Here is a 21,179-nt window from a genome sequence, read left to right as displayed (position 1 = left end):
TAAAGAGAGAAGGTGAAAGAGCGGTTTGCGGCTAGAGGAGGCAGCACATTTATAACAAAGAATGCGGTGGTTTATATCGAATTGACATTATCTTTTACGAAAAAACAATAATAACAAAACCATGAAAAAGAGACGAATACTGATGGGGAAGACCCATCTGATAGCGGGAGCCGTGATGTTGGCCGTTGCAGGAGGACAATTATCGGCTCAGACCGTTGCACCGAAGAAAGCAAAAGCGTACATGGTGGCAGATGCCCACTTGGACACGCAGTGGAACTGGGACATTCAGACTACTATTAAGGATTATGTTTGGAATACCTTGAATCAGAACCTTTTCCTTTTGAACCAGTACCCCGACTATATCTTTAATTTTGAAGGTGGAGTGAAATATGCTTGGATGAAGGAATATTATCCTCGTGAATACGAACTGATGAAGGCTTTTGTAAAGGCAGGTCGATGGCATGTGAGTGGGGCCAGTTGGGATGCTACCGACACTTTGGTGCCGTCTGTTGAATCGTTTATTCGCAACATTATGCTGGGGCAGGAGTTCTATCGTAAGGAGCTGGGGGTAGAAAGTACCGACATCTTCCTTCCCGATTGCTTCGGATTCGGTTGGACATTGCCTACTGTTGCTGCCCATTGTGGACTGATAGGTTTCTCTTCACAGAAGCTGGATTGGCGTAACAATCCTTTCTACGGTAAGAGCAAGCATCCCTTTACCATCGGACTGTGGAAAGGAGTGGATGGAGCGTCCGTCATGCTGGCTCACGGATATGATTACGGTCGTCGTTGGGATAATGAAGACCTTTCAGAAAATAAATATTTGATGGAACTCTCCAAATGCACTCCCCTGAATACCGTTTACCGCTACTATGGAACAGGTGATGTGGGCGGTTCACCTACCATCGCTTCTGTGGCTTCCGTGGAGAAAGGTATCAAGGGAGACGGTCCGTTGAAGATTATCAGTGCAGCCAGTGACCAGTTGTTCAAGGATTACCAGCCTTATGGCAGCCATCCCGAGCTCCCCGTATTTGACGGTGAATTGCTGATGGACGTTCATGGAACCGGCTGCTACACTTCACAGGCTGCTATGAAACTCTATAATCGTCAAAATGAACTTTTGGGTGATGCCGCTGAACGTGCTTCTGTGGCTGCTGCCCTTTTGGGGGTTGCCGAATATCCTGGTAAGAGCCTGACGGAGTCTTGGCAGCGCTTCATATTCCACCAATTCCACGATGATTTGACTGGTACCAGCATTCCCCGTGCCTATGAATTTTCTTGGAACGATGAACTTCTCTCTCTGAAACAGTTCTCCGGTATCCTGACTCATTCTGTGGGAAGTGTGGCAGGCAAGCTTGATACTCGTGTCAAGGGGATTCCCGTAGTGCTCTATAACGCTTCGGGCTTCAAGGCTGCAGATGTGGTGACCATCGAAGTGGAGGCTTCCCGTTTTCCCAAAAGTGTGGCTGTATATAACGAACAAGGCAAGTTGGTGGTTTCTCAGTTGGTTTCATATACTGATGGAAAGGTCCGCTTGTTAGTAGAAGCCACTGTACCCGCCAATGGATACGCAGTTTACGATGTCCGCCTCTCCGGCGAAGGAAAAGAGATGTCTGCTGTTGAAGCTGCAAGTGTTGAAAATTCGTTCTACAAACTGACATTGAATGAGAACGGTGACATTACTTCACTGTTCGACAAGAGAAACAACAAGGAATTGGTAAAGGCTGGTAAGGCTATTCGTTTAGCCCTCTTCACTGAAAACAAGTCATTCGAATGGCCGGCATGGGAGATATTGAAAGAGACTGTGGACGCTACTCCTATTTCCATCACCGAGGATGTGAAAGTGACTCTTTGCGAAAACGGTGCATTACGTAAGACTCTCTGCGTGGAGAAACGTCACGATGATTCTTTTTTCCGCCAGTACATCCATTTGTATGAAGGTGTATTGGCCCACCGCATTGACTTTACTAACGAAGTGGACTGGCAGTCTACCAACGCTCTGTTGAAGGCTGAGTTTCCCCTCAATTTGAATAATGAGGTGGCCACTTACGACTTGGGCGTAGGCAGCGTGCAGAGAGGAAACAACATCTTGACCGCTTACGAAGTATACGCTCAATATTGGGCAGATTTGACGGACGCTAACGGCTCTTATGGCGTTTCCATCATGAACGACAGCAAATATGGCTGGGACAAGCCTGATAACAATACCTTGCGTCTCACTTTGCTGCACACTCCGAAGACAAAAAAGAACTATGCTTATCAAGATCGTCAGGACTTCGGTCACCATACCTTTACTTACAGCTTGGTAGGTCATGTGGGCGCTTTGGACGTAGTTCAAACCCGCGAGAATGCTGAGTTGCTGAACCAGCGCATCAAGGCGTTCGTTGTTGGAAAGCATCGCGGCGAATTAGGTAAGAGCTATTCATTGGCTTTTTCCGATAACCGGAATGTACTTATTAAAGCCTTAAAGAAAGCCGAAAGTTCAGATGAATATGTGGTACGCGTGTATGAAGCCGCAGGCAAGCAGGCGCAGAAAGCCTCGATTGTCTTTGCCGACAACCTTGTGGCTGCTGTAGAAGCAGATGGTACGGAAAAGACCATCGGTAAGGCTACATTCAGTGGAAATCGCTTGGAAGTGTCAGTCAATCCAAACAGCATTAAGACCTACAAGGTACGTTTTGCTTCCAATAAAAAGGTGCAGACGGTGGCCGAACCATTGCCCCTTGTTTATGATAAGAAGTGCTTCAGTTGGAACGAGTTCAAGGCTGCTGCCAACTTTGAGTCTGGTTATTCTTATGCTGCTGAATTGATACCTGCCGAGATGAATGTGCATGGAGTGCCTTTCAAATTGGAGACACGTGAAGAGCTGAATGGTATGGCTTGCAAGGGCAATGTACTGAAACTGCCCGCCGACTGTACTTATAACAGACTCTATATCCTTGCTGCTGCCGCTTCTGATAAAGATGTGAAGGGGATATTCCGCGTAGGCAAGTATGTGCAGGAAGTCATTGTTCCTTCTTATACTGGCTTCATCGGTCAGTGGGGGCACACCGGACATACGGAAGGTTATCTGAAAGATGCTGAAGTTGCCTATGTGGGTACGCACCGCCATTCCGGTGAAGGCGATCAGCCGTATGAGTTCACTTACATGTTTAAGTTCGCAATAGACCTGCCAGAAAAGGCTACTGAGGTGGTATTGCCCGATAATAAGGATATTGTTATTTTTGCCGCCACTTTGACTGATGTTGCTGCTACTTCTGTTTGTCCCGCTTCCGAACTGTTCCGTACGGCAAACAAGTGCAATCGCTATCAGACGGAAAGCTCCACAGAGAGAGTGAACATTCTGAAGCAGGACATGGTAATGGGCTATTCAAGCTATGTGAACGAGAAAGAGAAGCCGGCTTTCATGGTAGATGGCGACGAAAACACAAAGTGGTGTGCTATTGCTGAAATGCCCCACTACGTAGACTTTGATTTGGGCGGTGAAAGAAGCATTAATGGCTGGAAGTTACTGAACGCTGCCGGCGAAAACCATTCCTACGTCACTTCCTCCTGCTTTCTGCAAGGTAAGAGCGACAAGAATGGTGAATGGCGCACACTGGACTATGTTTCTGGTAATGGTAAGAATGTACTGAATCGCACGCTAAATAAGTCTGAAAGTGTTCGCTACCTGCGTCTTTTAGTGACACAGCCCATGCAATCGGCTTCTGGTAAAGATGTGCGCATTTATGAAATGGAAGTATACGAATAAACAGTTATTATATTCCCATTTTTCAGATCCTTGTGTCTGTCACCACAGACACAAGGATCTGATGATTCTCAGGTGTAAGTGCTTAATGTGAGTAAGTTAACAACTCTATTGAAGTAAATTTATTGGAAATAACAAATACCTTGAAAAATGAAAATTAAAATATTTGCTGTTGTATGTTTATTAGCTGCTAATCTCTTTACAATATCTGCTCAAAAGTGGTTTACGCCTGAGGCGGAGAAACAAGTGGATGCTCTTTTGAGCCAGGTAGTAGAAGGAAACTACAAGAATAATCGCTATCCTCTACTCCGTAAGCCCTTAATGGAACTTCCTTTAGGCAGTATCAAACCTAAAGGCTGGTTGCACGAAATGCTGGTTCGTCAGAAAAATGGCGCCAGTGGTCAGATGGATGTTCTTTACCCTTCGGTTATGGGCAAACGCAATGGTTGGTTAGGTGGTGATGGAGACCAGTGGGAACGCGGTCCATACTGGATAGACGGTCTACTTCCTTTGGCGTATATACTGGATGATGATGTCTTGAAAGCCAAAGTGCAACCTTGGATAGAATGGGCTTTGCAGAGCCAGCGTGAGGACGGATTCTTCGGTCCTGAAAAAGATTATCCGGGAGAGCCTGGACTGCAACGTGATAACTCGCAAGACTGGTGGCCGCGTATGGTCGTGCTGAAAATCCTACAGCAGTATTATTCGGCAACGAACGATAAGAGAGTCGTCGCTTTTATGACAAAATATTTCCGTTATCAACTGAATACCTTGCCGCAAAAACCTTTAGGACACTGGAGCAGTTGGGCAGAATTCCGTGCTTGTGACAATTTGCAAGCTGTATATTGGCTTTATAATCTTACGGGGGAGGATTTTTTGCTTGAATTGGGGCATTTGCTGCACCGGCAGAGTTTCAGTTTCATAGATATGGTAGATAGGGGAGACTTGCGCAGACCCTGCACTATACACTGTGTTAATTTGGCACAAGGCATCAAAGAACCGATTATTTATTATCAGCAAGATACCGACCGGAAATATATTGATGCTGTCAAGGAAGGCTTTCGAGATATTCGCCGGTTCCACGGACAGCCGCAAGGCATGTATGGAGGCGATGAGGCTTTGCATGGAAACAATCCTACACAAGGCTCGGAGTTGTGTTCGGCCGTAGAGTTGATGTACTCGCTGGAAAAAATGGTGGAGATTACAGGAGACATAGACTTTGCCGACCATTTGGAACGCATTGCTTTTAATGCTTTACCAGCCCAAATATCCGATGACTTTATGACTAAGCAATATTTCCAGCAACCGAATCAGGTGATGGTAACACGCCATCGTCGCAACTTCGACCAGGATCATGAAGGAACAGACCTTGCTTTTGGCACTCTGACTGGATACCCATGTTGTTTTTCGAATATGCACCAAGGTTGGCCAAAATTTACACAGCACCTATGGTATGCCACACCTGATAACGGCATTGCAGCCATTGTCTATTCTCCGTCGGAAGTAACAGCCAATGTGGGTGATAATGTACCGGTGGTTATCAGTGAAGATACTTACTATCCGATGGATCATCAGATAACTTTTACCATTAAAGAGGTGAGAAATAAGGTGAAACAAGTGAAATTTCCATTTCACCTGCGTGTTCCGAAGTGGTGCAAGCAAGCTGAAATACGGGTAAATGGAAAGATGGAGCAAACTGTCAAAGGTGGGAAAATAGCTATCGTAGACCGTATATGGAAGCGGAATGATAAGATTGAACTGTATCTGCCCATGGAGGTCTTTACTAGCACTTGGTATGAAAACGCAGTATCTATTGAAAGAGGTCCGTTGGTATATGCCCTGAAAATGGAAGAAAATTGGGAAAAGAAAGAGTTTAAGGATAGTTGGTATGGTTCTTATTATTATCAGGTGACTTCTTCGGATCCATGGAACTACGGATTGGTGGATTTTGACCGTAACAGAATGAACGAGGTGGCCCAAGTAAGTATCAATAGCCAAAAACAGCAATTGGACTTTCCTTGGAATCAGGAAAATGCACCGGTTGAAATAAAGATGAAGGCTCGTCTTATCCCTACTTGGACAGTATATAATGAAATGGCAGGGCCCCAGCCTTTCTCTTTCTGTGGCAGTGCCGAAGGAGGAGAGCAAGAAATCACGCTGATACCCTACGGTTGTACAACCCTGCGTATTTCAGAATTTCCAGTTGTTGGGAAATGATGTTTCCGAAGTATGGGGGAAACGGTGTGTCTGTTTTGTGACAAACTTGTTTTAGAATTCTGCCATGTCCGGAATGTGGACGGTTATGTCACGGATTTATAGTTGGCTTTTAACCTTACTGTCTATTTTTGCAATCGTTTTTAATAGGGTTTATATATTATATAAAAGAAGACTCCTGCAACGGAGTGAAAAACAAGTCGAACAATTTAATGCCGTAGAAAAAAGATGAAAAATTCCAAGAAAGCACTCCTCTGCCTATTGGCATGCGCCTTGGCAGTAACCGGATGCAAGACACAGAAAGAACCGGCTGTGGCAGATAACGCAATGCTGGTCAGATCTACACAAACACTTGATTCCTTATATGCTCACTATTCCGCACCGGGCACTTGTCTGTTGCGTGAGAATTATCCTTCGGACGTGGAAGGCTATACCGCTACTTATCTGGCTTCCGAGGAACAAAAGAACCGTCCCAATCTCTACTCTTATTTGTGGCCTTATTCCGGTACCTTCTCCGCAGTGAATGCGTTGATGGAGGCCACTAAAGATAACAAGAAAGATTTCGGGAACTATCAGAAGTTGCTTGATGAGAAAGTGCTTCCGGGACTTGCTGAATATTTCGATACTCGTCGTATGCCCGAAGCGTATGCTTCTTACATCAAGGACGCTCCGTTGTCCGACCGCTTTTACGATGACAACGTGTGGCTCGGCATTGACTTCACAGACGTCTATCTGATGACTAGCCAAGAGAACTATCTGCAGAGCGCCAAGCTTATCTGGAAGTTTATAGAAAGCGGTATGGACGATTGTTTGGGAGGAGGTATCTATTGGTGCGAACAGAAGAAGGAATCAAAGAACACTTGTTCCAACGCCCCTGGTTCCGTCTTTGCCCTGAAACTTTTCAAGGCTACGCAAGACAGCTCCTATTTTGAGAAAGGGAAGAGTTTGTACGAGTGGACTAAAGCAACATTGCAGGACACAACAGACTGCCTTTACTTCGACAACATGCGTTTGGACGGTGAGATAGGACGTGCCAAATTTGCCTATAACAGCGGTCAGATGATGCAGTCGGCTGCTTTGCTCTATCAGCTTACCGGTAATGGGCAGTATCTGAAGGATGCGCAAGCGATTGCTGCTGCTTGTCATAATTATTTCTTCATGGAATTCACCCCCGGACAGGGAGAACCGTTCCATATGCTGAAGAAGGGTGATGTGTGGTTCACCGCCGTTATGTTGCGTGGTTTTATGGAACTCTATCAGGTGGACGGTAACAAGGTTTATCTTGATTCCTTTGCCCGCAGTCTGGACTATGCTTGGACGCATGCCCGTGAAGATAACGGCCTTTTCAATACTGATTTCACCGGCAAGAGCCGCGACAATCGTAAATGGCTGCTGACACAAGCCGCCATGGTAGAGATGTACGCGCGTTTGGCCGTGTTCGCTAATCAGTCTTTATAATTAAAACGAATCAGACCAAATGAAAAAGAGAAACATTACCTTGTGCGCTGTTGCCATGCTCTGTATGCAAGGCTATGCTAAGGCAGACACTTTTATCCTGAAAGGTGACAACACTTGTGTGGAGAACTATGCTCAGATGACTGCTGCTTACAAGAGCAATCGTCCAAAAATGAAGAAACGCCTTTTCACCTCAAAAGCGGTGGAAGCTGAGATTGTTCGCGTGAAGAAACTGCTTACCAATCCTAAGTTGGCGTGGATGTTTGAGAATTGCTTTCCTAATACGCTTGACACTACTGTACACTTTCGCATGCTGGACGGTAAACCCGATACTTTTGTTTATACCGGTGACATCCATGCTATGTGGCTGCGTGACTCCGGTGCGCAGGTGTGGCCATATGTGCAGTTAGCCAACAATGATGCGCAATTGAAAGAGATGCTCGAAGGTGTCATTCGCCGTCAGTTCCTTTGCATCAACATTGATCCGTACGCCAATGCTTTCAACGACGGACCTACGGGTGGCAACTGGATGACTGACTTGACAGATATGAAGCCCGAACTGCACGAGCGCAAATGGGAGATAGACTCTCTTTGTTACCCGCTTCGTCTGGCTTACCAGTATTGGAAAGTAACTGGTGACAGCAGTATCTTCGACGGTGAATGGATGAAGGCAATTACTGCTATCCTGAAGACTTTCAAGGAACAGCAGCGTAAGGACGGTGTAGGCCCTTACCGTTTCCAACGTAAGACGGAACGTGCTCTGGATACGCTGAATAACGACGGCTTGGGTGCTCCGGTCAAACCGGTGGGACTGATTGTTTCCGCTTTCCGCCCATCGGACGATGCCACTACGCTTCAGTACCTGGTCCCTTCCAACTTTTTCGCTGTCTCTTCTCTGAGAAAGGCTGCTGAAATTCTGACGGAAGTAAACAAGGAAACATCCTTGGCCAAAGAATGCACCGATTTGGCAGCCGAAGTGGAGGCAGCCCTGAAGAAATATGCCACTTACAATCATCCTGAGTTTGGGACAATCTATGCATTTGAAGTAGATGGATTCGGCAATCATCTGTTAATGGACGATGCCAATGTACCCAGCCTTCTTGCTATGCCTTATTTGGGTGATGTGGACGTAAACGATCCTATCTATCAGAATACACGCCGCTTTGTGTGGAGTGGCAGCAACCCTTACTTTTTTAAAGGTAAAGCCGGTGAAGGTATCGGAGGTCCGCACATTGGTTATGATATGGTATGGCCTATGAGTATCATGATGAAGGCATTCACCAGCCAGAATGATGAGGAGATAAAGATTTGTATCAAAATGCTGATGGATACGGATGCCGGTACGGGATTCATGCACGAGTCTTTCCACAAGGATGACCCCACTAACTTTACCCGTGCATGGTTTGCTTGGCAGAATACGCTGTTTGGAGAATTGATTTTGAAATTAGTGAACGAGGGTAAAGTGGATTTGCTGAACAGCTTGTAAAAACAGGAATTATTTAAAATCAATAAAGTGCGCTGGAAGGAGGATTAGGATACAAATTGCATGAATTGGTTGTTCGTTGGTATTATTTGTGTTCTTTTCCTTTTTTTATCGTGATTTATTATAATGTTTAATCTTAAAGAATATGAAAAAGAATCGAGTGTACACAGTAAATTCATTGCTGGCTCGGATAGGTGGGAACTATAAGTTCTGGCTTATTGCCTTGCCTGCTGTGACTATGCTGGCGCAGGCTCCTGCGGTTTATGCACATGCGGAGACTATTACTGTGGTGCAGCAAAACAATGCCACGGTGAGAGGTTCCGTTAAGGATGCCACAGGTGAAAGCCTGATTGGAGTGAGTGTTACTGTTAAGGGTAAAGAAGGTGTGGGTACCATTACAGATGTGGACGGAAACTATTCCATTGTTTGTAGTGCCCAAGATGTTCTCGTCTTTTCCTATGTGGGATATGCCACTCAGGAAATTGCTGTGAAAAATCAAAAACAATTGAATGTTGTCTTAAAGGAGGATACCAAGGTGCTGGATGAAGTTATTGTCATCGGTTATGGTACTACTACCCGCAAGAGTGCCGTAGGTGCTGTAGACCAGGTAAAGGCTTCCATGATCGAAGACCGTCCCGTGGCTAACATGACAGATGCTTTGCAAGGGGCTGCGCCCAACGTGGTTATCCAGCAGCGCAGTAGCAATCCTAATGATCGTAAGACTAACTTTAATATTCGTGGTATCAGCACTGTGAATGACAATAGTCCGCTTTTTGTCATAGACGGATTGGTAGCTGATGGCGGTAGTTTCGATAAATTGAATCCCAATGATATTGAGAACATTTCCATCTTGAAAGATGCCGGTACAGCTGCTATTTATGGTTCACGTTCTTCCAATGGTGTAGTTTTGGTTACTACTAAGAAAGGTAAGAAGAACCAGCGTGCGACAGTTCGGTTAAGTGGTATGATGGGATGGCAGAATCCGGATATCTTGTTTTCTCCGGTGAAAGGCTATCAGAACGCTACTTTGCGCAATTTAGCTGCCACCAATGCTGGAGAGGCTCCTTTGTATACACCCGATCAAATCCGTGACCTGGCTGCCCATCAAAATGAAGAAAGCTGGTTTTTTGATCAGATAGTCCGCACAGCCTTACAGCAGAATTACAATCTAAGCGTATCTGGAGGTAGTGATAAAACTACTTACATGGTGTCCATGGGTTATTATGACCAGGAAAGTAATTATGTGGGCAACAGTGATTTTGGCGTGCAGCGTTATAATTTTCGTACCAATGTTAGCACGGAAGTGGGACGTTTGAAACTGAATGCTATTTTGGCTTATACACGTAATAATAGTGTAAGTACCACCGGTGGGAGTTTGGAAGTGGATGCCGCCCGTGTACCTACTTATTATTATTACAAAATGAAATCGGAAGATGGAAGATATTTGTTAAATGATGTATTGACTGAATTTAACCCATTGGGAGCATTGGAAGCTGGTGGCCGTAACAAGTATCGTAACAATTATCTGAACGCTAATGTCAATGCTGAATTCCGGCTTATTGACGGATTGAAGTTGCGTGGAGTGTTGGGTGCGGATGTGATAAACGACATGCGTTCTACCCGCAATTTGGGCGTATCCTATTACTTGAATGAAGAGGCTACCGAACCACGTCCAGTGAAAGATACTGACTATCGGACCAGTAACTGGAATCATACGGCTTACCTTATTAATAGCCAACTTTTGTTGGATTACAACAAGACATTCGGTAAACACAATGTCAGCGGGCTTTTTGGAGTAACCAATGAATCGTTTACTTCGTCTAGCAATGAGATTGAGAAGAAGGGGGTAGATCCCGACTTGGGTATTGGTACAGACATTACCAATAGTACTGTGGGAAACATCACAGGAAAAACATTTGTAGATGAATCCAACCGTACCAGTCTGACTTCTCTGTTGGGACGTGTGGGGTATTCTTACGCTGACAGATATTATACAGAATTCAGCTTCCGTTATGACGCTTCTTCCAAGTTTCATAAAGACTACCGATGGGGTTTCTTCCCTTCTGTTTCATTAGGCTGGCGTTTGAGCGAGGAGAACTTTATGCAGGCTTACAAGGAACGTGTGGGTGACTTGAAACTGCGTACTTCTTTTGGTATCTTGGGTAACCAGTCTATTGGTACTTATGACCGTTTTACTGTTTACGAACTGTACAACAACTCTTACGCATACAACAACCAGACAGTATCGGGCGCAGGTTTTAAGTTAGGTAAGGATAATTTGACTTGGGAAAAGACCAAAACCTTCAACGTGGGTGTAGACGCTTCGTTCTTCAATAACGCTTTGAATGTGACGTTCGACTATTTCTACAAGCGTACGAGCGACATTTTAATGAAGCCCCTTGTGCCTTCGGTATTTGGTACGGATATGGCGATGGACAACATTGGTGAGATGCAGAATCAAGGTTGGGACCTCTCTATCAACTATCGTTTGAAAACGGGAGCCGCAAATCATAACTTCAACTTCAATCTTGGTGACTCTTGGAATGAAGTGCTGAAGTACCCTGGTCACGAAAGAATCTCACAAATAGAGGAGTTGAGCCGTATCACCCGTGAAGGATGTCCGTTGGAGTCTTACTACGGTTACAAGATGGACGGCTTTTTCCAAAGCTACGAGGAGATTGAGGCATCGGCTATTCCTGTAGGTGGAAAGGTACAGCCGGGTGACGTGAAGTTTGTAGACCGTAACGAAGATGGTGTCATCGACTCGAAGGATAAGTTTATCTTGGGTAATGCCTTCCCTCGTCTTACTTTCGGTTTCAACTACAATGTAGAATGGAAAGGATTCGATTTCGGTATGTTCTGGCAGGGTGTGGGCAAGCGTGACATGATGCTTCGTGGTGAATTGATTGAACCGTTCCACGCCAATTACTCTTATAATATCTATAAGCATCAACTGGATTTCTGGACTCCTACCAACACCGATGCACGTTGGCCGAGACTTACTGCCCCGGGTTCTACTTCCAACAGAAACAACTACGGAAGCGGACAAGGTTCCGACCTATTCTTGATGGATGGAAAATACCTGCGTCTGAAGAACTTGCAGATTGGTTACACATTCCCCAAAACATGGAGCCGCAAGGTGGGCATGGAAAAGGCACGTATCTATGTCAACGGACAAAACTTGCTGACTTTCAGTAATAACTCGTTTATTGACCCTGAATCTTCTGAGTTCGACTCTAAGATGGGTAATAGTGGCGCCAATTCTGGTAGAAACTATCCGACGCTCCGTTACTATGGTTTCGGTATAGACATTGAATTCTAAAAACAACAGATAACTATGAAACTAAAAAAATATATAGCTTTTGCCGGAATGGCTGTTCTGATGCTTTGCAGTTGCAACGAGATGGAGAACGCACCGACAAACAAATTTACGGATAACTCTTATTGGACTTCCACCACCAAAGCCCAGTATGTGGTGAATATGGCTTACAGCCAGATGTACAATGCAGGCCGTATGTGGAGCGATGAAAGTTTGAGTGACAATGCTTACGACGGTCGCAGTGTGGACGACCAACGTGCCATTCGCAAAGGTATGGCCACTCCCTCGCTCGACATCTTCAAGAATGAATGGAAAGACCTTTACGGAGGTATAAAGACCTGCCACGTGTTCCTTGAAAAGGTGGATCTGGTACCCAACATGGACGCATCTGTTAAAGCACGTATGATTGCCGAGATACGCTATATCCGTGCAAGCCTCTACTTCCGTCTGACTAACCTTTATGGTGCAGTACCTTTCTTTACGGAGGACATCACGCTGGAAGAATCGCGGAGTGTAAGTCGTACAGACCGCGAAACCATTATCAGCTTCATTCACCAAGAATTGGAAGACATCAAGGATGCGCTTCCCACTCGCGACCAATTGCCCGAAGAAGACAAGGGCAAAATTACTAAAGGTGCCGTTTGTGCTTTGCAGGCTCGTGTCTACTTGATGGATAGCGACTGGAACAATGTGATGCTTTATTGCGACAATCTGATGAACAAACAAGGCGAATATGGTACTTATGCTTTATTTCCTGATTATGCCGGGCTTTTTGATGAAGCCAATGAGTATAATGAAGAGATTATCATGGATCGTTCTTATGTACCCAATTTGATTACTTGGGGTGAGATGGTAGACATGATTCCTTTGTCAAGAGGCGGACGTGCCGTGAACCGTGTGCCGCAGCAATCGTTGGTAGACACTTATCTGATGCTTAGTGGAAAGACTATCAGTGAAGCCGGGACAGATTATAACCCTGCTTATCCTTACGATAACCGTGACCCACGTCTCACCGCTACTATCATTTATGATGGCTATGATTGGAGTGGCAATGTGGACGATGGCAGTAAAGACGTAGTCATCAACATTCGTCCGGGTTCGGGAACCGATGCCTACGATGGTGGTGGAAACGGCACTTCTACCGGTTATTTCACTCGTAAGTATTATAATCCGCAGGCTTCCGGTGATCAGAATTCCGGTATGAACATCATCACTATGCGTTATGCTGACATCTTGCTGATGTATGCTGAGGCTGTTCACGAAACAAGCGGTATGACTGAAGCGGTATGGAACAAGACCATCCGTCCCATCCGCGAACGTGCCGGATTCACTGCCGATGCAGCCTTGAACTTTCCTGCCGGAAAGAGCAAGGAAGAGATGAGGCAGATTATTCGCGACGAACGTCGTGTAGAAATGGCGATGGAAGGTTTGCGCTGGTATGATATTAAGCGTTGGAAGGCTGGCAACGAATACTTGTCGGGCAAGGTGCGCGGTGCAAGCTTCGTGGACGAGAATAAGCTTGACACTCGCAAGTTCGAAGAGGCAAGAGATTACCTTTGGGCAGTTCCTATCAGTGAAATCAATTTGAATCCCAATCTGGCACCTAACAATCCGGGATATGGAAATTAACGTGTATCTAAACTCATTAAAAACAATAGAACAATGAAAACAATATTCTCAACAATAGCTCTTTTTTCGGTAGTCCTCTTTGCTACGTCTTGTACGGAAGACATGGAATACAAGGATTCCAAAGTTTCCTCAGTAAATCAGTTGTATGAACCCACTGACGGCAAGGAAGTAGTCTTGCAATCGTCGGCCAGCGCCAGCCTGTTCTTTGAATGGGAGTCGGCCAAGGCTGAAGATAGCGGTGCCCCTCTTTATGAAGTGGTATTCGATAAAGAAGGTGGAGATTTTTCTAAGCCTATTTACAAAGTGCTTTCTGACAATGGCGGTTCTTTGAGCTATGCTACCATCAGCCACAAGACATTGAACAAGGTTGGTGCGGCTGCCGGATTGAACAGTGGTGAGACGGGTACACTTGTTTGGACAGTAATGGCTTCCAGAGGTTTGAATTCTGTAATGGCAAAGGAAAGCAAGAAGCTCACCATCACTCGCTTGGTGGGATTTGAAGAGATTCCGGCACAGCTTTACTTGACCGGAAGTGCTACTGAAGGTGGTATGGATGCTTCTAAGGCCGTGGCGTGTGCTTCACCCGAAAAGGATAAGTTCGAAGTCTTTACGAAGTTGGAAGGCGGAAAGACTTACAAACTGGTAGATAGAGCAGCCGAAGGTGCCAAGGTGTTTTATATCAATGGCAATAAGATTATGGAAGGCGAAGGCGAGACAACCGTAGAAAAGACGGGAGTTTATCGCATTGAGATGGATTTCTCCATTGCATCTGTAACCGTCAGGGAAGTAAGTAAGATGGAATTCTACTTCTGCCCGAGTGGTGCCGCAACTTTTGAATTGCCTTATGTTGGAAACGGTGTGTTCTGCGGTCAGGATAAAATTGAGTTCAAGCAAGAAGGATGGGGGCGCGACCAACGCTATAAGTTCTTGATGACTTATGCTGATGGTAGTATACAGTATTGGGGAACCAAGAATACTACAGACTCTAATCCTGGTGCGGCTACTCCCGAAGATCCTTATTTCTACATTATGGAGACTCCTGATAACCAATGGGATCAGAAGTGGAAACTGAACAATGAATTCGATGGTGCGGCCGATGGCCACAATCCGGGTGCCATCACCAAGATTAGTGTGATATTCAATGTGGAGAACTATACTCATAAAGTGGAATTGGCCAACTAATTTAAGGAGAGATTATGAAAAAAATATTATTTTGTCTGCCCCTGCTTCTTTTGGCACTTCAATCGTGCGAGATAGAAGATGAGTATATGTATGATAAGGGGCTTTACACCATAGATTGGGATGCGGCTGCCGACAGCAGTTCTGTGACCCTGATAGATCGTTTCTGGAATACGGAAGAGAATTATTTCAACTACGGGAATGACGGTTCAATCAAGGATTTCCATTATTGGCCGCAGGCTCATGCTATGGATGTGATGATAGATGCTTACAATCGTACCGGAGATAGCAAGTACAGCGACTTGTTTGACAAATGGTATGTCGGTATCAAGGCAAAGAACGGTGGCAGTTATTGGAACAACTTTTATGATGATATGGAGTGGATTGCTCTCACCATGATTCGCTTGTACGAAGTTACTGATGAAAACAAGTATCTGGAAACTTCTCAAGAGATGTGGAATGAAATCAAGACCGGTTGGAACGATTACGCAGGTGGTGGCATTGCTTGGACTCACGACCAGCTATGGAGCAAAAATGCTTGTTCCAACGGCCCTGCTGCTTTGATTGCTGCTCGTCTTTACCGTATTAACGGGAATCAGGAGGATTTGGATTGGGCTGTCAATATTTATAAATGGGAGCGTGAAAATTTATTTAACCCTGCTACCGGCGCCATCTATGATAATGTGAACGGTGAGACGGGTGAGTTGAGTACACTTTCTCTTTCTTATAACCAAGGTACATTCTTGGGTGCTGCTTACGAACTGTATAAGATCACAGGAGAAGAGTCCTATTTGAAAGATGCTCGTAAGGCTGCCAATTTCGCTATCAGTAATAGCAGCATGATAGATACTGGAAATAATTTACTTCGTGATGAAGGCGATGGTGACGGAGGTTTGTTTAAGGGTATTTTCATGCGTTATTATGTGCAGTTGATTATGGAACCGAATTTGGACCCCATATATAAGAAGAAATTCATCACTTTCTTTAACAATAATGCTGAAATCTTGTGGCGAAAGGGAATCAATAAACTTGATTTGCTGTATAATACTAACTGGGCAATGAACAATAGCGGCAACAACCATCTGACTACGCAGACAAGTGGTTGTACTTTGATTGAAGCCAAAGCTCTCTTTGAAAAGAGCCTGAAATAAGTTAGCAATTAAAAGTGTGTCGAAACTCAATCTGGTTATTGGGTTTCGGCACATTTTTTTTTAGAGCCAGTTTTAATTGGCAGTTATTTTGGAAATAATGTTTTTAGAGACAACAGTTTTTTATATAAAATAAACACAAAAGATGAAACAGAATCAATATTTATTTCTACTGTTCGCCCTGATTGTTCTGACGGGCTGTGGCGGTACGCAGAAGAAATTAACCGAATATGTCAATCCTTTCTTGGGTACGGCTACTTTGTGGGAGCCTGAGGACTTAGGGTATACGCGCAAAATAAAGTCACGTACATGGGGTGCGGAAACTTATCCGGGTGCTACCTTGCCCAACGCAATGGTGCAGCTCAGCCCCGTTACACAGTTTCGTAGCGGTGCGGGCTATCAATATGAGGACACTGTGATTTATGGTTTTTCACATACTGCTAAAGGGCATTGGAACTTGTTGCATGTCCCCATGTTGCCAGTGGTGGGAACTATCGCTCCGGGTAATTATTGCTCCGGGTTTAGTCACGAGAAGGAATCTGCGCATCCGGGGTATTACCAAGTTTATCTGGAACGCTATAAAGTGAACGCCGAGTTGACCAGTACCTTGCGTTGTGCCTACCATAAATATACTTTCGGCAAGGGCGACGATAAGTCATTATTGGTAGACATCCGCCGTTCTAATAATGATGTCCGTGATTGGAAGATTGAGAAGGTTGACGATAATACGTTCACGGGTTATCAAGATGGCGATGGTAAAATCTACTTTTACGCTAAGACCAACTATAAAATAGGCCAAGTGGAAATGGTAAAAGACGACAAACATGAGGTGGCTGTGCTGCGTTTTATCGACAGCAAAGGTGTTGAACCTTTGGAAGTGAAGGCTGGTTTCTCGTTTGTGAGTATAGAGAATGCTCAAATGAATTTGAAGGCCGAAATGTTGAACAAAAGTTTTGCACAAGTGGCAGAAGAAGCTGATGCGGCTTGGGAAGCACTCCTCTCCAAGATTCAAGTTGCAGGTGGCACGGAACGTGAAAAGAGATTGTTTTATTCTACTTTCTTCCATGCTTTTAAATGGCCGGCTTTGCGTAGCGATGTGAATCATGAATATACTGATGTCCGTGGCGAAGTAGTGAATAACGGCTTCCACTATTACACTGACCCTTCTTTTTGGGACGATTATCGCAACAAACTGGTACTCATAGGTATGATTTCTCCCGATGTGACTACTGACATCATTAGGTCTATTATTGACAAAGGTGAGAAGCGTGACGGCTACATGCCCACCTTCTTCCATGGTGATCACGCTTCCACTTTTATTTCTGGTTCTTGGTTGCGTGGTTTGCATGATTTCGATCTGGAGCGTGCTTATAAGTTGATTCTGAAAAATGCTACGGTGCCCGGTAAAGGAGGACGTCGCTATTTGGATGAGTATATGGAGCGAGGTTGGATTGCTGAAAAAGACACAGTGAATGTACCCACATGGGACGAATACAAAGGGGCTGTGACCAAGACCCAGGAATATGCTTACGATGACTATGCCGTAGCCTTGGTAGCCAAGGAGCTGGGAGATGAAGCCAACTACAAACTGATGATGGAACGCTCCAACAACTACAAGACGCTATTCGACCCCTCTACCGGCTTTTGGAGAGGTAAGATTGACGATGGTAGCTGGATTCAGGATTTCGATCCGTATTATCCCTATTACCAGTACATGTACCGTGAGGCCAATGCATGGAACGCCCTCTTCTTCGCCCCCCACGACCCCGAAGGCATGATTAAGCTCTATCCCAGTAAAGAGGCGGTGGAGGCTAAACTGGATTCCTTATTCAGCGAACCGTGGAGAGGTTACGAGGCCCACAACCTGACCGGATTCATCGGAAACTATTGCCACGGAAACCAGCCGGGACACAGCATTCCTTACACCTATTATTTCATAGACAAACAAGAGAAAGCCCAATGCATTCTTTACAGTCTGATGAACCACTACTATGACATGGGTGCCGACAAGCTGGCTTATGCAGGGATGGATGATGCCGGCGAGATGTCTTCGTGGTATGTGCTCAATGCTATTGGACTTTACACTTATTCGCCTGCCGATCCTGAATATATTGTTACTGTTCCCTTGTTCGATAAAGTGACGTTCAATCTGAATGGTCGTCCCTTTACGATTGTGAAGAAAGGAAGCGGCAAGAAGATTATTGACATTACTTATGACGGTAAAAAGATTGACGGTTACTTTATCACCCATGACCAACTGAGGGAGGGCAAGGAACTGGTGATTACTACGGAATAGATAAACAATGGAGTTATGAAAAGAAATATACTGCTTCTATTCACATTCTTTGCTTGCATTACTGTACAAGGGCAGACTCCGGTTCGTTTGGTTGATCTGAGGAGCGAACATCTTGACAGACCTATAGGTTTGGATAATCCCGTTCCACGCCTTTCTTGGCGGATGGAAGATGGTAGGCAGGGAGCTGTGCAGACTTCCTGGCGGATTGTGGTAGACGAAGACTCGTTGAATGTGGTCAATGGCTGTGGCAGGATGTGGGATAGTGGAAAGAACGATTCCCGTAATCAGCTTGTGGCCTATGCGGGCAAAAAACTGCAGCCTTTCACTAGATATTATTGGAAAGTAATCTGCAGCGACATGGAATATAAGGAGACAGCTTCTCCTGTCTCTTACTTTGAAACGGGCATGATGGGGATGCAACATTGGCAAGGTGCTTGGATTGGCGATGGCAAGGATATTCATTATGGGCCTGCCCCTTACTTCCGAAAAGAGTTCAAGACCGGCAAAAAGGTAAAGTCAGCGCGTGCTTATATTGCCGCTGCTGGACTATATGAGCTTTACATCAATGGCGAGAAGGTAGGAGACCACTGCCTTGCCCCTCTCTATACCCGCTTTGATCGCCGCAACTTGTATGTGGCTTATGATGTGACTTCACAATTACAGAATGGTGACAACGCTATTGGCGTACTTTTGGGTAACGGCTGGTATAACCATCAATCCAAAGCAGTGTGGGACTTCGACCGTGCCCCTTGGCGCAACCGTCCCGCTTTCTGTCTGGACTTGCGCATTACTTACACCGATGGAAGCGTGGAGACTATTCCCACCGATCTCAGTTGGCGGACAGCGTCGGGTGCAATCACTTTTAATAGTATCTATACTGGCGAGCACTACGATGCACGTCTGGAGCAGAAAGGATGGAGCACTCCGGAATTCGATGATTCCAAGTGGCGCGGAGTAGCCTATCGGAGTGTACCTTCTTCCAATGTCACTGCCCAGCAAGTACATCCCATCCGTAATGTAAAGATTTTCCCCGCCGTCTCTTTCCGCAAAGTGGACGAGAAAACATACATCTATGATTTCGGGCAAAATATGTCCGGTGTGACTTGTATTCATGTTTCGGGTGAACGGGGAACGGAGGTCAGAATCAAACATGGCGAACGCTTACATCCAAATGGCCGCCTCGATCTCTCGAACATTGATGTCTACTTTCGAGGCGATAAGGAGAAAGACCCTTTTCAGACGGACATTCTCATTCTGAGTGGAGAAGAGGATGAGTTCATGCCCCGATTTAATTACAAGGGATTTCGTTATGTGGAGGTAGTGGCAGATAAGCCTATTGAGCTTGACCAAAACAGCTTGATTGCTTACTTCATGCACAGTGATGTGCCGGCAGTAGGTAGCTTGGAATCTTCGAGTCCACTGATAGGCAAGCTGCTCCATGCTGCCAATCACTCTTACCTTTCCAATCTGATGGGCTACCCCACCGATTGCCCTCAGCGCGAGAAGAACGGTTGGACTGGTGACGGTCATTTTGCCATTGAGGCAGCATTTTATAACTTTGATGGAATTACCGTTTACGAAAAATGGTTGGCCGACCATCGTGACGAACAGCAGCCCAACGGAGTGCTGCCCGATATTATTCCAACTGGTGGATGGGGATATGGTACAGACAACGGGCTGGACTGGACTAGTACTATTGCCATCATCCCTTGGAATATCTACCTCTTCTACGGTGATAGCAAGCCCTTGAGCGATTGTTACGAGAGCATCAAACGTTATGTGGATTATGTGGAGCGTATCTCTAACAATCATCTCACTACGTGGGGGCGCGGAGACTGGGTGCCGGTGAAGTCAAAATCCAATAAAGAGCTGACTTCCTCGGTCTACTTTTATGTAGATACCAAGATTTTGGCCGCTGCTGCCAAACTCTTCGGCAAACAGGCCGATTACGAATATTATAATGCCTTGTCGGAGGAGATAAAGCAAGCTGTCAATGATAAGTTCCTGAATCGAGAAACAGGCATCTATGCCGAAGGTTCACAAACCGAATTGAGTGTTCCCTTGCAATGGAAGATTGTGCCCGAAAAGTTGATAGGAAAAGTGGCAGCTAACTTGGCACATAAGGTAGAGGAGGACGGTTTTCACTTGGATGTGGGTGTATTAGGAGCTAAAGCTATTCTGAATGCACTCAGCGAAAATGGTTATGCTGAAACAGCTTATAAGGTGGCTGTACAGGACACTTATCCTTCATGGGGTTGGTGGATGGTGAACGGTGCCACTACGCTGCTCGAGAACTGGGATTTGCAGGCTACTCGTGACATCTCGGACAATCATATGATGTTCGGTGAAATAGGTGCTTGGTTCTACAAGGGGCTGGGAGGTATTTTCCCTGATCCCGCGCAACCTGGTTTTCAAAACATTCTGCTCCGTCCCCATTTCATAAAGGGATTGAAACGGTTTGAAGCTCGTCATCGGTCGCCTTACGGTGAAATTGTTTCTCGCTGGGAATGGAAAGGGAAATGTGTGCATTATGAAGTTACAGTGCCCGCTAACAGTACAGCTACACTCACTTTACCTGACAAGGCCGAGAATGTACGGGTGGTGGAACTGGCGGCAGGAAGATATGAGTTTATTGTAAAGTGACCTTGTACTTCATTTATGCTTGCAAATATGTAATTAGCGGGTTTGCCACGTTGTTGTGGCATAAC

The 21,179-nt window shown here is 45.4% G+C and carries 10 protein-coding genes; all 10 read left to right on the top strand.

The features are described 5' to 3' along the window. The first annotated feature begins 121 nt into the window (after positions 1 to 121). The 10 genes from HUX74_RS08965 to HUX74_RS08920 all read left to right on the top strand — a co-directional run bounded on the left by HUX74_RS08965 (position 122) and on the right by HUX74_RS08920 (position 21,114). Positions 122 to 3,751, top strand: coding sequence for a glycoside hydrolase family 38 C-terminal domain-containing protein (locus tag HUX74_RS08965; protein WP_174646525.1), 3,630 nt, complete (start codon positions 122 to 124; stop codon positions 3,749 to 3,751). 147 nt (positions 3,752 to 3,898) lie between these two features. Beyond that, positions 3,899 to 5,965 (top strand): beta-L-arabinofuranosidase domain-containing protein, encoded by a 2,067-nt coding sequence (locus HUX74_RS08960; protein WP_005824835.1) that lies wholly within the window; start codon positions 3,899 to 3,901, stop codon positions 5,963 to 5,965. A gap of 225 nt (positions 5,966 to 6,190) precedes the next feature. Next, positions 6,191 to 7,420 carry a glycoside hydrolase family 76 protein gene (locus HUX74_RS08955; RefSeq protein WP_119962009.1) on the top strand — a complete coding sequence of 410 codons (1,230 nt, stop codon included), beginning with the start codon at positions 6,191 to 6,193 and terminating at the stop codon, positions 7,418 to 7,420. Between the two features lie 19 nt (positions 7,421 to 7,439). Next, a complete protein-coding gene (locus HUX74_RS08950; RefSeq protein ID WP_005824841.1) occupies positions 7,440 to 8,903 on the top strand; it encodes a glycoside hydrolase family 125 protein in 1,464 nt (487 codons plus the stop codon). A 142-nt stretch (positions 8,904 to 9,045) separates the two neighbouring features. Further along, positions 9,046 to 12,222: a TonB-dependent receptor gene (locus tag HUX74_RS08945; RefSeq protein ID WP_117964347.1), complete on the top strand. Its 3,177-nt coding sequence runs from the start codon at positions 9,046 to 9,048 to the stop codon at positions 12,220 to 12,222. A 15-nt stretch (positions 12,223 to 12,237) separates the two neighbouring features. Next, positions 12,238 to 13,848, top strand: a complete 1,611-nt coding sequence (locus HUX74_RS08940) for a RagB/SusD family nutrient uptake outer membrane protein (protein ID WP_117964346.1) — start codon at positions 12,238 to 12,240, stop codon at positions 13,846 to 13,848. Positions 13,849 to 13,881: 33 nt separating this feature from the next. Beyond that, positions 13,882 to 15,030 carry a SusE domain-containing protein gene (locus HUX74_RS08935; protein WP_119962008.1) on the top strand — a complete coding sequence of 383 codons (1,149 nt, stop codon included), beginning with the start codon at positions 13,882 to 13,884 and terminating at the stop codon, positions 15,028 to 15,030. A 14-nt stretch (positions 15,031 to 15,044) separates the two neighbouring features. After that, a complete protein-coding gene (locus HUX74_RS08930) occupies positions 15,045 to 16,178 on the top strand; it encodes a glycoside hydrolase family 76 protein (protein ID WP_005824849.1) in 1,134 nt (377 codons plus the stop codon). Positions 16,179 to 16,320: 142 nt separating this feature from the next. Beyond that, positions 16,321 to 18,471, top strand: coding sequence for a GH92 family glycosyl hydrolase (locus tag HUX74_RS08925; RefSeq protein ID WP_174646524.1), 2,151 nt, complete (start codon positions 16,321 to 16,323; stop codon positions 18,469 to 18,471). A gap of 15 nt (positions 18,472 to 18,486) precedes the next feature. Then, positions 18,487 to 21,114, top strand: a complete 2,628-nt coding sequence (locus HUX74_RS08920) for a glycoside hydrolase family 78 protein (RefSeq protein WP_138345254.1) — start codon at positions 18,487 to 18,489, stop codon at positions 21,112 to 21,114. Positions 21,115 to 21,179: the final 65 nt, after the last annotated feature.

The sequence above is a fragment of the Bacteroides sp. Marseille-P8574 genome (genome assembly GCF_902825465.1).
GTDB lineage: Bacteria > Bacteroidota > Bacteroidia > Bacteroidales > Bacteroidaceae > Bacteroides > Bacteroides uniformis.
This window is presented reverse-complemented; position numbering and strand designations above follow the sequence as displayed.

Bases quoted from the DNA above. Each gene is read 5' to 3' on its own strand.
- HUX74_RS08965 (WP_174646525.1), top strand. From the start codon at position 122: ATGAAAAAGAGACGAATACTGATGGGGAAGACCCATCTGATAGCGGGA.
- HUX74_RS08960 (WP_005824835.1), top strand. From the start codon at position 3,899: ATGAAAATTAAAATATTTGCTGTTGTATGTTTATTAGCTGCTAATCTC.
- HUX74_RS08955 (WP_119962009.1), top strand. From the start codon at position 6,191: ATGAAAAATTCCAAGAAAGCACTCCTCTGCCTATTGGCATGCGCCTTG.
- HUX74_RS08950 (WP_005824841.1), top strand. From the start codon at position 7,440: ATGAAAAAGAGAAACATTACCTTGTGCGCTGTTGCCATGCTCTGTATG.
- HUX74_RS08945 (WP_117964347.1), top strand. From the start codon at position 9,046: ATGAAAAAGAATCGAGTGTACACAGTAAATTCATTGCTGGCTCGGATA.
- HUX74_RS08940 (WP_117964346.1), top strand. From the start codon at position 12,238: ATGAAACTAAAAAAATATATAGCTTTTGCCGGAATGGCTGTTCTGATG.
- HUX74_RS08935 (WP_119962008.1), top strand. From the start codon at position 13,882: ATGAAAACAATATTCTCAACAATAGCTCTTTTTTCGGTAGTCCTCTTT.
- HUX74_RS08930 (WP_005824849.1), top strand. From the start codon at position 15,045: ATGAAAAAAATATTATTTTGTCTGCCCCTGCTTCTTTTGGCACTTCAA.
- HUX74_RS08925 (WP_174646524.1), top strand. From the start codon at position 16,321: ATGAAACAGAATCAATATTTATTTCTACTGTTCGCCCTGATTGTTCTG.
- HUX74_RS08920 (WP_138345254.1), top strand. From the start codon at position 18,487: ATGAAAAGAAATATACTGCTTCTATTCACATTCTTTGCTTGCATTACT.